Here is a 12,896-nt window from a genome sequence, read left to right on the forward strand (position 1 = left end):
GAGTCCCGCCCCATGAACCGCACCGCCCCCGCCGACCTCGTCCTCACCGGGGCCCGCATCCACACCGTCGACCCGGCGCTCCCCGAGGCCCAGGCCCTCGCCGTCCGCGCCGGACGCATCGTCTGGATCGGCCCCGAGGCCGAAGCGGCCGACTGGACCGGGCCCGACACCCGGATCCTCGAAGCCGGTGGGCGGCTCGTCCTGCCCGGCTTCGTCGACGCCCACAACCACGTCCGCCTCGGCTCCGACGACGCCTGCGTCCAGCTCGCCGGAGCCCGCACCCTCGGCGCGATCCACGCACGCGTCCGCGCCTGGCACGAGGCCCACCCGGACGCCGACTGGATCGAGGCCGAGGCCTTCGACTACTCCGCGATCCCCGACGGCCGGATGCCCACCGCCGCCGACCTCGACCCGGCCACCGGGGACACCCCCGCCTTCGTCCTCAGCTACGACGTCCACACCGCCTGGCTCAACACCGCCGCCCTCCGGGCGCTCGGCGTCGACCGCGACCACACCGAGCTGCCCTTCGGGCGGGCCGTCACCGACCCCGCCACCGGCGAGCCCACCGGATTCGTCAAGGACTTCGCCGTCAAGGGACTCTCCCGCGAGGGCCACCGCGCCCTGCGCGAGCTCGGCCTCCCCTGGGCCTCGCCCGACCGGCAGTACGGGCGGCTCGCCAAGAGCCTGGACGACGCCATCGGCTACGGCATCACCACCGTCGTCGAACCGCAGAACTCCCTCGACGACCTCGCCCTCTTCGAGCGCGCCCGCCACGAGGGCCGGCTCCGCTCCCGGATCGTCGCCGCGCTCTTCCACCCGCGCGGCACCACCGAGGCCGACCTGGACGCCTTCGAGGCGGCGGCCGAGGCCCACGCCGACGACCGGCTGCGGGTCGGCCCGCTCAAGCTGTACATCGACGACGTCGTCGAACCCCGCACCGCCGCCCTCCTGGAGCCGTACGCCGGCTGCTCCCACCACCGGGGCGACACCTTCTACCCGCCCGAGGAGTTCGCCGAGCTGCTCACCCGGCTCGACGCGCGCGGCTTCCAGTGCTTCGTCCACGCCACCGGCGACCGGGGCATCCGCACCGTCCTCGACGCCGTCGAGCGGGCCCGCGCCGTCAACGGGCCGCGCGACGCCCGCCACCAGGTCGTCCACGTCGAGTGCCTCGACCCGGCCGACACCCCGCGCTTCGCCGAGCTCGGCGTCGTCGCCTGCATGCAGCCCCGGCACGCCGCCCCCGACATCGCCGGACCCGGCCAGGACTGGGCCGAGAACGTCGGCCCCGAGCGCTGGCACAAGGCCTGGCCGCTGCGCAGCCTGCATGCGGCCGGCGCGGTCCTCGCCCTCTCCAGCGACTGGAACGTCGCCGAGATGGACCCCATGGTCGGCATCCACGCCGCCGTCACCCGCCGCCCGCCCGGCGGCGGCGAGGCCTGGACGGCGGGCGAGACGATCGACGTCGCGACCGCCGTCGAGGGCTACACGATGGGCTCGGCCCACGCGAACTTCCTGGAGCACGAGCGGGGGTCCCTGACGGTCGGCAAGCTGGCCGACTTCGTCGTCCTCTCCCGCGACATCCTCCGGATCGCCCCCGAGGAGATCCCGGGCACGGTGGCGGAGACGGTCGTGGTGGGCGGCGAGGTGGTCGTGGAGCGGCGGGCCGGGGCGTAGGGCCCTCAGTGGCCCCCGGACTCCACCGCCATCCGCCGCTCGAAGCGGCGGCCCGCGTCACGCGACTCGTACACCCCGTCCCCGGTGGCGACGAGCAGCCTGCGGGCGTCCACGGCGGTGAGCGCCTGCGGGGCGCCGCCCGGCACGGCGGCGACCCGCGTCCAGGAGGTGCCTCCGTCCGCCCCCCGGAAGAGGACGCCGTCGGGGTCGATCCCGTAGAGGGCGTCGGGGGCGGCCCAGGAGACGTACGCGAGGACCCGGCCGGAGGCGGGCGCGAAGCTCCGACCGCCGTCCGTGGAGCGGACCACGCCGGTCTCGGTGGTGGCGAGGACGGTGCCGGGGGCGGTGGGGGAGACGGCGATGTCGAGGGCGCGCAGCTCGGCGCGGTCGTCCCAGGCGACGCCGTCGGAGCTGACCCGCAGCAGGCCGTTCGTGCTGTCGTAGCCGTAGACGGTGGCGTCGGAGGTGGTGTCGAGGGCGTGGAAGTCGACCTTCCCTCCGAGGGACCTCTCCCGCCAGGTGCGGCCGGAGTCCGTCGACGTGACGAGCCCGAGGTCGGCGGGCCCGTCGGCGCCGGGCGCCGGGTGCCCGCTGGCGAGGAAGTCGCCCTTCGCGGTGACGGTGAAGCCCATGAAGTCGTCGCGCCGGTCGCCGACCAGGACCGGGCGGCCTTCGGCGTCCGGGCTGTGGAGACCCTGGTGGGTGGCGACGTAGAGGGTGTCGCCGCGCAGCCCGAGGCCGTGGACGTGGCTGAGGACGGAGGCGTCGGGGGCGGAGGTGTCGGGGGCGGAGCCCCCGGAGCAGGCGCTGAGGGTCAGGGCGAGGGCGCCCACGGCGGCGGTGGCCGCGAGGCGCGGGAAGTACCGGTTCATAGTTCTTTCGCGAGGGGGTGCGGGGGGTACGTCGAGGGGGCGGCCCGCCCCGGTGGGGACGGGCCGCCGGGAGCCGGATCGGCGGGCCGGGTCAGAGCCGGTCGAGGATCTTCTTCAGCCGGGCGATCTCGGCGGACTGGGTCCGCACGACGTCGTCGGCCAGCTTCTTGGCCGTGGCGTCGCCGCCGCTCTTCTGCTCGTCCTTCGCCATGGCGACGGCGCCGTCGTGGTGGGCGATCATCAGCTCGGCGAACTTGCGGTCGAAGGCCTTGCCCTTGGCGGCGGCCAGGTCCTTCATGTCCTGGTCGGACATCATCCCGCCCATGGAGTGTCCGGCGGACTCCGGCTTGCCCCAGCCCTTCAGCCAGGCCTTCATCTTCTGGATCTCCGGGTCCTGGGCCTGCTCGATCGCGGCGACCAGCTTCTTGACCTCGGGGTCCTCGGCGCGGCCGTCGGCGAGCTTCGCCATCTCCAGGGCCTGCTGGTGGTGGGGGATCATCATCTGCGCGAACATGACGTCCGCGTCGTTGAAGGCACCGGAAGCGGAGCCGGAGCCGGAGCCGGCGCCGGTGGCGGCGGGAGCGGAGGCGGTCGCGGAGGACGAGGCGGACATGCCGCCGTGGTCCATACCGCTCATGCCGCCGTCGGTGCCGCAGGCGGTGAGGAGCAGCCCGGCTCCGGCGAGTGCGGCGGCCAGGGCGATCTTGCGGGTGGTGCGGTTCGTGAAGGCACGCATGGGGGAACCTCGTGGGTGCTGTGTGTACGTACGACGTACGGGCGGAAGGGAAGACCGGAGGGCGCGCGGGCAGCGCGAAGCGGCCCGGGGCGCGTCGGGGTCGGTCTAGATCCGCAGGACGGACAGCTGGGCGAGGTCCGGGGGACGTGGGGGAGGGGCATGCGGCCCGAGCGCGGGGGTGAGCCGCGCGAGGAGGACGGCGAGCCAGTCGGGGCGGCGTCCGAGAGCCGCCCGGAGGAGGCCGGCGAGCAGCCAGGCGCCGAGGACGGCCACGCAGAGGGTGGTCATGTCCATCCCCGACCCCGGAGCGTGCCGGGCGTCGGAGTCCCCGCCGTCGTGCGGGGCGGCGGCGCTGTGGTGGGAGACGGAGGAGGCGGTGTGCGTGTCGCCGCCGGAGCCCTCGGGGTGACCGACGGAGTGCATCAGGAACACCCCGAGCGCGAGCACGACGACGAGCAGGAGGTGCCCGATGGCACCTCCTGCTCGTCTGCCGCGTTCCGCTCGGTGTGCGCGCACGATTCAGGACCTCCGGGTCCCGACCATACCGTGCGGGGGTATCAGGCGCGCGTCAGGACAGGGTTTCGCCCGTCATGGCGGCGGCCATCCGCAGGTGCGGCGCGGCCTCGTCCGGACGGCCCTGGCGCTCCAGGGTGCGCCCGAGCATCAGCCGGGCGTAGTGCTCGACCGGGTCGCGCTCCAGGATCGCGCGCAGCTCGGTCTCGGCGCGGGAGAGCTGCGCGGAGTGGTAGTAGGCCCGGGCGAGGAGGAGCCGCTGAGCCGTCTGCTCCGGGTGCTCGGCGACGAGGCCGCTCAGGATGCGGACGGCCGTTCCGTACTCCTTGGCTTCGAAGAACAGCTGCGCCCGGTCCCACCGCTCTCCGGCCGTTCCGAACTCGTAGTACGTGTCGCTCACTTGCTCTCCCTTTCCGGAGCTCCGGATCTGTCACCCTGTGGGGTGGTCGACCAGGTCAACACCGCCGATCAGTTGAACATTCCACCATTGAGCACGTCACCAAGGATGGATGGGCCCCATGAGCAATCTCGATCGCCAGGCCGCGCTGACCGTGTGCGGCGGCCGCGGCTTCGTCGTCGCCGAACCGGTGCGGGAGCTCCTCAGCCCCCGCCGCGTCCAGCTCGGCGAGTCGACCGAGGTCCGCAGGTTGCTCCCCAACCTGGGCCGGCGCATGGTCGGGGCCTGGGCCTTCGTCGACCACTACGGCCCCGACGACATCGCCGACGAACCCGGCATGCAGGTCCCGCCGCACCCGCACATGGGACTGCAGACCGTCAGCTGGCTCCACGAGGGCGAGGTGCTGCACCGCGACTCCACCGGCAGCCTGCAGACGATCCGCCCCCGCGAACTGGGCCTCATGACCTCCGGCCGGGCGATCTCCCACTCGGAGGAGAGCCCCCGGCCGCACGCCCGCTTCCTGCACGGCGCACAGCTCTGGGTCGCCCTCCCCGACGCCCACCGGCACGTGGAACCCCACTTCCAGCACCACGCCGAACTCCCGCAGGTCACCGCCCCGGGCCTGACCGCCACCGTCATCCTCGGCACCCTCGACGGCGCCGCCTCCCCGGGCACCGCCTACACCCCGCTCGTCGGCGCCGACCTCGCCCTCACCGCCGGCACCGAGACGAACCTGCCCCTGGAGCCCGACTTCGAGTACGCGGTCCTCGCCATGTCCGGCGAGGCCCACGTCGACGGCGTCCCCGTCCTCCCCGGCTCCATGCTCTACCTCGGCTGCGGCCGCACCGAGCTCCCCCTCCGCGCCCTCTCGGACGCGGGCCTGATGCTCCTCGGCGGCGAGCCCTTCGAGGAGGAGATCGTCATGTGGTGGAACTTCGTGGGCCGCACGGACGAGGAGATCCGTACGGCCCGGGAGCAGTGGATGACGGGCGACCGCTTCGGCGAGGTCAAGGGCTACGACGGCGACCGCCTGGACGCCCCGGAGGTGCCGGCGACCCCGCTGAAGGCGCGGGGCCGGGTGCGCTGACCCGGGCTTTCCTGCTCGTGGCTGGTGTCTGGTGGAGGTTCGCTCGGCCGTGTCTCCGCGGAGAGGAGACCCCGGCTGCCGGGGAGGCAGCCGGGGCGGGACGGGGCAGGGTCAGGAGACGGTGCCGGTGACCGTGTCGCCGGACCTGGTCACGTGGTAGGTGACGGTGTCGCCGGTCCAGAAGCGGAAGGTGAGGGTCACCGGAGCGCCGTCCTTCAGCGACTTGAGGAAGTCGGCCTTGATGGTGGTGGTGTTGGCGGTGTAGCCGGGGCTGTAGTTGTCGAACGACTGGTAGGTGGTCCAGGAGGCGGGGCCGGCGGCGGTGCCGTCGGCGTAGGTGGACTGCACGTTGGCCATGAGGGCGCCGTTGAACCGGGTGGGGATGACCAGTGCGGCGGCGGTTCCGGTGGCGTCGGACATGGCGGGCTTGTCGTAGGAGCGCACGAAGAGCTTCCACGGGACGCCGTCGGAGTAGCGGACCTCAAGGGTGGCGTTGACGCCGGCGGCGCGGTCGCCGGCGAGCCGGGTGAGGGCGCCGGCGGTCAGGGTGAGCTGGTCGCCTTCGAGGGTGTAGTCCACGAAGGGGGTCAGCGGGCGGTCGCCCTGCCAGAGGCCGGCGAACCCTTGGCCGTTGCGGTTCAGGGTGATGGTCTGCGCGCTGATGGGGCCGGAGGCCGGGAGGAAGAGGTTGTCGGTGGAGGCGGTGCCCGAGCGGGTCCGCCAGGAGCTCTGGATCAGGGCCTTCATCTCGGGGACCATCCACTGCATGGTGGAGCGGTTCAGGAAGTCGTTGGCGGCGTCCCAGACGGCGGAGGTCATGCCGTTGCGCCGCGCCTCGTAGTTGACGTGTTCGAAGTACTTGAGCATCTCGCCGCGCTCGACGACGCCGGAGTAGGGCGAGGTGAGCAGGCCGTACTCGCCGAGGTAGACGGGGATGCCCTTCTCGACGAAGGTGTCGTGCACCCGGGCGAAGCCTTCGGTCAGGTCCTTCTGGCTGGTGGCGTCGTAGGTCGTCCCGTTGGCGATGTTCACGCTGAACGGGTACCAGCTGTAGTAGTGCACGGTGGCCACCAGGTTGCGGTCGCGCAGCGAGCTCATCGTGGTGGACAGGTCGTCGAGCCAGTGCTGGGCGTTGTTGGTCTCCTCCGAGGGCAGGACGAGCAGGCGGTCCTTGTTCCGGCCGCCGGAGTTGCGCACGATGCTGTGGAACGAGGTGTTGAGCTCGCGCAGGTACTGGGTTCGCTGGGCGTCGGTCGCGTCGGAGAACTGGGGCTCGTTGACGCTCTCCATGAGCAGCGTGCGGGGCTCGTCCTTGAAGGCGGTGGCGATCTGCTGCCAGGTGGCGTTGAACCGGGCCATGACGGCGTCGTGGTCGGTGGACATGTTCATGATCCACTTCCACGAGTCGTGGTGGACGTTGATCTCGACGTAGAGGCCGTCCTCCAGTGCGAGGTCGACCACCTGCTTGACCCGCTTCATCCACGCCGGGTCGATGGTGTAGGGCGCGGTGTCGGACTGGTGGGGGTACCAGGTGACGGGGATGCGGACGCTGCGGAAGCCCTGGGCGCGCAGGCCGTCGAACGTCGCCTTGGTGGTGAGCGGATTGCCCCAGGACGTCTCGTCGGGGATCGCGTCGAGGGTGTTGCCGAGGTTCCAGCTGGGCTGCATCCGGGCGACGGCGGCCATCGGGTCGTGCGGGACCCTCGCCCCGGCGGCCTCGGCAGCCGTCCGGGGCTGGTCGGCGGGTGCGGCGACGGCGGTGCCGCCGCAGAGGGCGCCGGTGGTGGCCAGGGCCACCAGGAGGCCGGCCGTCCGGTGGAGACGGCGGGCGGTCTGCTGTGCGTCGTTCACGGGTCGTCCCTTTCGGGTGAACGGGCGGAGGAACCCCTGACGGTTGGTCAGGGGAGCGGAAGGGGCTCGTAGTCGAACCGGTCGAAGTGGACGGTGCCGGCCGCGGCGTACATGCCGATGACCCGGCCGGTGAAGCCGCCGGCCACCTCGGTGGACAGGTAGCGCCCGTCGAGGGTGGCGAGCACGGTGAAGGTGCCGTCGGGCTCCTCGACGCCGAGGACGACGTCGTCGGGGCCGGTGCGCGGGCCGCGCGTCGGCCGCGGAACGACGTCGACACCGAGCACCACGGCTCCGGCGGGCACCGGACGGGAGGCGACCTCGGTGCGGATCGAGCCGATCCGGGCGAAGACCCTCACCTCGCCGTCGGTCGCCTCGATCTCGTAGTGGTGCTCCTCGTCCATGCGGACGGCGAGGCCGCCGCGGCCCCCGGCGGGATCGATCAGGGTGCGGGCCCGGCAGCCGAGGTGCTGCTGGCGCCGGCCGACGAACACCACGTCGTTCTCGTCCAGGGAGGAGCCGGCGGCGCGCAGGGTGAGCCAGCCGGACCGTTCCTTCGTGGTGCACAGCCGCTCGGGGCGCTCGCGCACCGAGATCCACCGGGGGTGGAGCTCGGCCTGGTCGAAGTCGTCCCGGACCGGTACGGCGGGAGCGGGGTACAAGGGCCAGGCGGGGGTGGGCAGTTCGGGGGTGACCCGACCGACCACGGGCCAGCCGTCCACCCACTCGACCGGGGCGAGGAAGGTCTCCCGGCCGAGCACGTACCAGGCGGGGGTGCCGCCGCGCGGCCGGACGGCGAGCAGCACCATCCACCAGGAGCCGTCGGGCGCTTGGACGAGGTCGGCGTGCCCGGTGTTCTGGATGGGGCTGTCGATGCCGCGGTGGGTCAGGACCGGGTTGGCCGGGCACGGCTCGAACGGGCCCGAGGGCGAGGTGCCGCGGGCGATGGAGACGGCGTGGCCGCGCTCCGTGCCGCCCTCGGCGATCATCAGGTACCAGTACGCGCCGATCCGGTACAGGTGCGGGGCCTCGGGGGCCGTGGCGCCGGGCGCGCCGGACCAGATCCGCCGCGCCTCGCCGAGGGTCTCGCCGGTGGCCGGGTCGATGCGTACCTGGGAGACGCCGGCGACGGTGCACCAGCAGGTGCCGTCCTCGTCCCAGGCGAGGTCCGGGTCGATGCCGTGGACGTCGGGCAGCCGGACCGGGTCGGACCAGGGGCCGGCCGGGTCGGTGGCGGTGAAGAGCATGTTGCCGCTGTCGCTGACGTTGGTGACGATCAGCCAGAAGCGGCCGTCGTGGTGGCGCAGGGTAGGGGCGTAGATCCCGCCGGAGGAGGGTTTGTCGCGCGGGAGGCGGAGCTGGCTCGGCCGGTCGAGGGCGTTGCCGATCTGGGTCCAGTTCACCAGGTCGCGGCTGTGGAAGACGGGGATGCCGGGGAAGTACTCGAAGCTGGAGCAGACGAGGTAGTAGTCGTCGCCCACGCGGCAGACGCTGGGGTCGGGGTGGAAGCCGGGGATCACCGGGTTGGGGAGGGTGCCGGTCGGCCGGGTCTGGTCTGACACGCGGAGGGTTCCTTTCACGGTGGTTCGCGTTCGGGAGGTGGTGCCCCGGACGGTCAGGTGTCCGGGGCACCACCGGCTCATGGGGTTCAGCCGATCGCGCAGGAGGCGCCGTTGAACCGGAAGGCGGACGGATCGGCGTCGCTCCTGGACCAGGTGGCCTTGAAGCCCCACTGGACGCTTCCGCCGGGTGGGACGGAGGCGTTGTAGGACACGTTTCCGGCGCTGACGCTCGGGCCGCTCTGCGACACCGAGGCGTTCCAGCTGTCGGTGATGCCGTTGTCGCCGGGGAAGTCGAAGCCGAGGGACCAGCCGTTGACCTGGCCGAGGGAGTTGTTGACGACGGTGACGGTGCCGACCATCACGCCCTGCCACTCGTTCTTGTTGTAGACGACCCGGCAGGGCGCGCCGGTCGGGTGCATCTCGACGACCGTGATGCCGTAGGCGGGCACGGTCTGGGTGGTCGGACTGCCGGACGGGGCGGTGCCGATCGAGTGGCCGTTCTTGAGGTAGGAGTGGACGGTCGGGGTGGCGGAGGACGGGGTGAACCCCGTGTAGGAGAGGTTCACCGTGGCCGCGTTGTCCGGGTCCTTGTTGATCAGCATGACGGCCACGTCACCGTTGGTGCGGCGGACGGCGTGCGCGGAGAGCAGCGGGGACGAGCCGGCGGCCTTGACCAGCGTGTCGCCGGGCGCCCCCAGCTTGCTGATCATCTGGATGCCGTAGTAGGCGGGGAAGGGCGTGTTGGCGGACGGCTCGCAGGGGGAGCCGCTGGAGAGCATGCCGCCGTCGTCGTAGTCGGTGGCGCCCTCGACGGTGGTCACCTTGGTGCAGTCGGTGCCGTTGCGCAGGTCCCACCAGTCCACGTTGAACGCGCCGTTCTCCAGCCAGGTGAGGTAGTTGTCCGGCGCGAACAGTCCGTTGGGGGAGGTGTCCAGGTAGGCCTGGGCGTTCGCCTCGGTCACCGCGATGCCGACGTCGGGGGCGCGGGACCCGGCGTACTGGTCGATCAGCGAGCGCACGGCGCCGGCGATGTTCGGGTTCTGGGCCTGCGGCTTGGTGAGCAGGTCGGCCGGGCTGGTGCTGGTGGGGTAGGCGTGCACGATGGCGAAGTCGATCTTCGAGCCGACGATCGACAGGACGGTGTGGTTCCAGTCCATGGTGTCGCCCGGGCCGACGATGCCGTCCGGCCAGTAGCCGGGGGTGGTCAGCACGGCACCGATTCTGACGCTCGGGTCGGCCGCCTTCATCGCCGAGACGTACTGGAGCACGTTGTTCGCGTAGGTCGTGGCGCTCTTGCTGCCGTGGGTGTCGTACTCCCACTTGGCGCCGTACTCGCCGTTGCCGTAGACCTCGTTGCCGATCTCCCAGTACTTGATGCCGTAGCCCTTGGTGACGTTGGCGTACCGGACCCAGGCGGCGGCCTCCTGGGGGGTGCCCGAGCCGTAGTTGGCGGTGATGATCGGCTGCGCTCCGGCGGCGCGCACGGTGCCCATGAAGGCGTCGAAGCCGGTGTTCGGAGCCACGTACGCACCGTCGTCGGCGGTGCCGGTCTGCCAGTGGTAGACGTCGGAGTGGCTGCCGCCGGGGTAGCGGACGGTGTTGATGCCGGCCGTGCCGAGCAGACCGGGGGTGGCGGGGGCGTTCATGGCGGCGTCGTAGACCGGGATGTTCACGCCGACGCCGGTGGCGGGAACGGTGGCGAGCTGCAGGGCGGCGTCGACCGACACCGACACGGTGCTCGCGGCGGCTGCGGGCGGCGCGACGGCGGCGATCGCGCCGGTGGCCGCGAGCGCCAGGGCCGCCGCGGCGGCTATGACGCGCTCATGACACGAGCGGGCTGACCGTTTCATTGCGTCCCTCCAGTGGGGTGGGGGTGCATGGTGTTCGGGTGGGGGATCGAACTCCCGCGTTCTGGACGGCAGGGGCCCGGTGCGGCTGCTCGGGTCGGGCCCGGACGCGAAGCGTGTTCCGTTCGGGGTGCGGGGTCGGCGCGGTGGGGCGCGCGCCGTCGCGGGGCGCATCGTCAACTCCCCTCGGTCGGCTCCTCGGTGAGGCGCAGCAGGACGGCGGACGGTGCCGCCGGCAGGGTCAGGGCGAGTGCGGCGGTGTCCGGGTGCCAGGCGGTGGTGGCCCGGCCGGCGGCCGGGTAGAGCACCTCGGCGCGGACGTCGGCGCCGAGCAGGTGGGGCAGGTCGAGCTCCCTGACGGCGTCCGTTCCATGACGGCGCCAGACGGTGACGTAGGTGGTGGTCGGGGTGCGCAGCGCCAGCGCGATCCACGGGTCCTCCCAGGCGGGGAGGCCCAGCGGCCAGGCCGGCAGCGCCTGGGGCAGGTCGGCGCGGATGGACTTGTACACGGCCACCGCCTCGTGGACCAGGTCACGTGCCCGCGGAGCGAGTTCGGTGAGCCGGCCGGAGAGGTGGACGCGGCCGAGGAGCGCGTTGGCCATGGTCAGGGCGACCTCGTCGGGGGAGTCCTCGGGCAGCGGGTAGGCCCACACGGCGCCCTGCTCGGGCGTGACGGCGGTGGGGGCCGCCGCCGCGATCGGTACGTAGCGCAGCAGGTCCTGCTGGTCGCTGGTGGACTGCAGCTGGACCCGGGAGAGCAGGGCGTGGTCCATGCGCATGCCGCCGGAGGCGCAGTTCTCGACCACCAGGTCCGGGTGGCGGTCCAGGATGCCGTCGAGCCAGTCGAGTTGGGCCCGGTTGTGCCCGAGCAGGCCGGCGGCCGGGGCCTCACCGGGGTGGGCGCTGGTGCCGGAACCCGGGTCGGTGTTGTGGTCGAGCTTGAGGTAGCCGACGCCCCACTCCCCGACCAGGCGGTCCACCACCCCGTCCAGGTGGGCACGGGCGGCCGGGTGGCGCAGGTCCAGGTGGTACCGGCCGCCGCCCTCCTCGACGCGGTGCCCGTCGCGGCGGAAGAAAGCCTCCTCCGGCAGGGCCGCGGCGACCGGGCCGGCCACCCCGACCGCCTCCGGCTCCAGCCACAGGCCGGGGACCATGCCGTGCGACCGGATGCGGTCCAGGACCTCGTGGATCCCGTCGGGGCCGGGGAAGCGGGAGGCGGACGGTTCCCACGCGCCGACGGTCTCCCACCAGTTCTCGTCCTCGTCGGCGTACCAGCCGGCGTCGATGACGAAGTACTCCGCACCGGCCTCGGCGGCGGCGTCGACGAGGGGCAGCAGCTTCGCGGTGGTGGGGTCGCCCATCAGGCAGTTCATGTAGTCGTTGAAGACGACCGGCAGCCGGTGGTGGTCGGTGTGCGGGCGCCGGGTGGCCCGGCGGTACGCGGTGAGGGCGGCGAAGGCGGCGTCCGGGCCGCCCTCCGCGCCGTACGCCAGGGCCACCGGCACGGTACGGAACTCGGCGCCGGGTTCCAGGGGGTGGCGCCAGCCGTGGTCGGCGCCGTCGGGACCGTACAGCGCCGCGTACGCCGTGTCGTCGCGCACCCCGCACTCCCAGCGCCAGCCCCCGCCGTTGTGCTCGATCTGCCACAGCCAGGTACGGCCGGATTCCCGGTCCGTCAGGCCGCCCATCGGCAGGTGGCCGCAGCTGGACCACACGCCCTGTCCGGCCACGACGCGGGTGCTGCGGCCGGAGGTGGTGTGGAAGCGGCCGCTCCGTTCGGGCGAGGACACGCGCAGCGGCTGGCGGTGCCATCGGCATTCGGCGAACCACTCGTTCTCCGCCCACAGCAGGTCGGCGTCGTCCAGGGCCGCCGGATCGGCCCCGGTGAGGCAGCCCGCCACGAGCGAGGCGACCGATTCCAGGTGCAGCGTCCGCGGCCCCTCGTTGCGCAGCACCACCTCGGCGCGCAGCACCGGCAGACCGTCTGGGGAGCGGTAGACCGCCTCGGCGGTCAGGCCGCTCTCCGGGTCGTGGAGTTCGACGGCGAGCACGTGCCAGTCGCCGTCCCGGGTCGCCCGGTGCGCGCGATGGCGCAGGCGTCCGCCGAGAACGGTGTTGACGAGGTGCCGGCCCGACCAGTGGCGGCCGAGGTCGGCGGTCGTCACCTCCACCAACGGCAGGGGTGCGCCGGGGCGGGGGGCGGCGCCCTTGTCGCCGGGTGCGCCGAGGCGGGTCAGGCGCGGGGCGCCGTGCTCGCCCAGGGCGATCTCCAGCTCCAGGGCGTGGTGGCCCCAGCGGATCGTCTCGTGCGGGTCGCTCATGGTGGCCTTCCTCGATGAGGCGGGAGGGGATTGTGAGCG

10 protein-coding genes are annotated in these 12,896 nt (G+C 72.9%); 2 read left to right on the forward strand and 8 right to left on the reverse strand.

Features of this window, described 5'->3' with window-relative positions:
• Positions 1-12 precede the first annotated feature (12 nt).
• Positions 13-1,674, forward strand: coding sequence for an amidohydrolase (locus ACH4TP_RS13655; RefSeq protein WP_389225140.1), 1,662 nt, complete (start codon positions 13-15; stop codon positions 1,672-1,674).
• Positions 1,675-1,679: 5 nt separating this feature from the next.
• On the opposite strand, the gene ACH4TP_RS13660 is transcribed toward ACH4TP_RS13655, so the two are convergent.
• From ACH4TP_RS13660 to ACH4TP_RS13675, 4 genes are all read right to left on the reverse strand, one after another.
• Positions 1,680-2,546, reverse strand: a complete 867-nt coding sequence (locus ACH4TP_RS13660) for a F510_1955 family glycosylhydrolase (protein ID WP_398437687.1) — start codon at positions 2,544-2,546, stop codon at positions 1,680-1,682.
• A 91-nt stretch (positions 2,547-2,637) separates the two neighbouring features.
• Positions 2,638-3,282, reverse strand: a complete 645-nt coding sequence (locus tag ACH4TP_RS13665) for a DUF305 domain-containing protein (RefSeq protein ID WP_398437689.1) — start codon at positions 3,280-3,282, stop codon at positions 2,638-2,640.
• Between the two features lie 105 nt (positions 3,283-3,387).
• The gene (locus ACH4TP_RS13670; RefSeq protein ID WP_398189993.1) at positions 3,388-3,798 is read right to left on the reverse strand and encodes a DUF6153 family protein; all 411 of its coding nucleotides are present in this window, start codon (positions 3,796-3,798) and stop codon (positions 3,388-3,390) included.
• Between the two features lie 52 nt (positions 3,799-3,850).
• A complete protein-coding gene (locus tag ACH4TP_RS13675) occupies positions 3,851-4,195 on the reverse strand; it encodes a tetratricopeptide repeat protein (RefSeq protein ID WP_389225132.1) in 345 nt (114 codons plus the stop codon).
• Positions 4,196-4,313: 118 nt separating this feature from the next.
• Here ACH4TP_RS13675 and ACH4TP_RS13680 point away from each other — a divergent pair, with 118 nt between their 5' ends.
• Entirely contained in the window at positions 4,314-5,279 is a 966-nt protein-coding gene (locus tag ACH4TP_RS13680) for a pirin family protein (RefSeq protein WP_398437692.1), read from the forward strand.
• A gap of 111 nt (positions 5,280-5,390) precedes the next feature.
• On the opposite strand, the gene ACH4TP_RS13685 is transcribed toward ACH4TP_RS13680, so the two are convergent.
• From ACH4TP_RS13685 to ACH4TP_RS13700, 4 genes are all read right to left on the reverse strand, one after another.
• Complete coding sequence (locus ACH4TP_RS13685) at positions 5,391-7,130, reverse strand: cellulase family glycosylhydrolase (protein WP_398437694.1); 1,740 nt, start codon at positions 7,128-7,130, stop codon at positions 5,391-5,393.
• 47 nt (positions 7,131-7,177) lie between these two features.
• On the reverse strand, positions 7,178-8,689 hold the full coding sequence (locus tag ACH4TP_RS13690; protein ID WP_398437695.1) for a glycoside hydrolase family 43 protein: 1,512 nt from the start codon (positions 8,687-8,689) through the stop codon (positions 7,178-7,180).
• Positions 8,690-8,775: 86 nt separating this feature from the next.
• Positions 8,776-10,539: a cellulose binding domain-containing protein gene (locus ACH4TP_RS13695; protein ID WP_398437697.1), complete on the reverse strand. Its 1,764-nt coding sequence runs from the start codon at positions 10,537-10,539 to the stop codon at positions 8,776-8,778.
• Positions 10,540-10,712: 173 nt separating this feature from the next.
• A complete protein-coding gene (locus ACH4TP_RS13700) occupies positions 10,713-12,857 on the reverse strand; it encodes a glycoside hydrolase family 36 protein (RefSeq protein WP_398437699.1) in 2,145 nt (714 codons plus the stop codon).
• Positions 12,858-12,896: the final 39 nt, after the last annotated feature.

This window comes from Streptomyces sp. NPDC021012 (assembly GCF_044333355.1).
Taxonomy (GTDB): Bacteria; Actinomycetota; Actinomycetes; order Streptomycetales; family Streptomycetaceae; genus Streptomyces.

Bases quoted from the DNA above. Each gene is read 5' to 3' on its own strand.
- ACH4TP_RS13655 (WP_389225140.1), top strand. From the start codon at position 13: ATGAACCGCACCGCCCCCGCCGACCTCGTCCTCACCGGGGCCCGCATC.
- ACH4TP_RS13660 (WP_398437687.1), bottom strand. From the start codon at position 2,546: ATGAACCGGTACTTCCCGCGCCTCGCGGCCACCGCCGCCGTGGGCGCC.
- ACH4TP_RS13665 (WP_398437689.1), bottom strand. From the start codon at position 3,282: ATGCGTGCCTTCACGAACCGCACCACCCGCAAGATCGCCCTGGCCGCC.
- ACH4TP_RS13680 (WP_398437692.1), top strand. From the start codon at position 4,314: ATGAGCAATCTCGATCGCCAGGCCGCGCTGACCGTGTGCGGCGGCCGC.
- ACH4TP_RS13695 (WP_398437697.1), bottom strand. From the start codon at position 10,539: ATGAAACGGTCAGCCCGCTCGTGTCATGAGCGCGTCATAGCCGCCGCG.
- ACH4TP_RS13700 (WP_398437699.1), bottom strand. From the start codon at position 12,857: ATGAGCGACCCGCACGAGACGATCCGCTGGGGCCACCACGCCCTGGAG.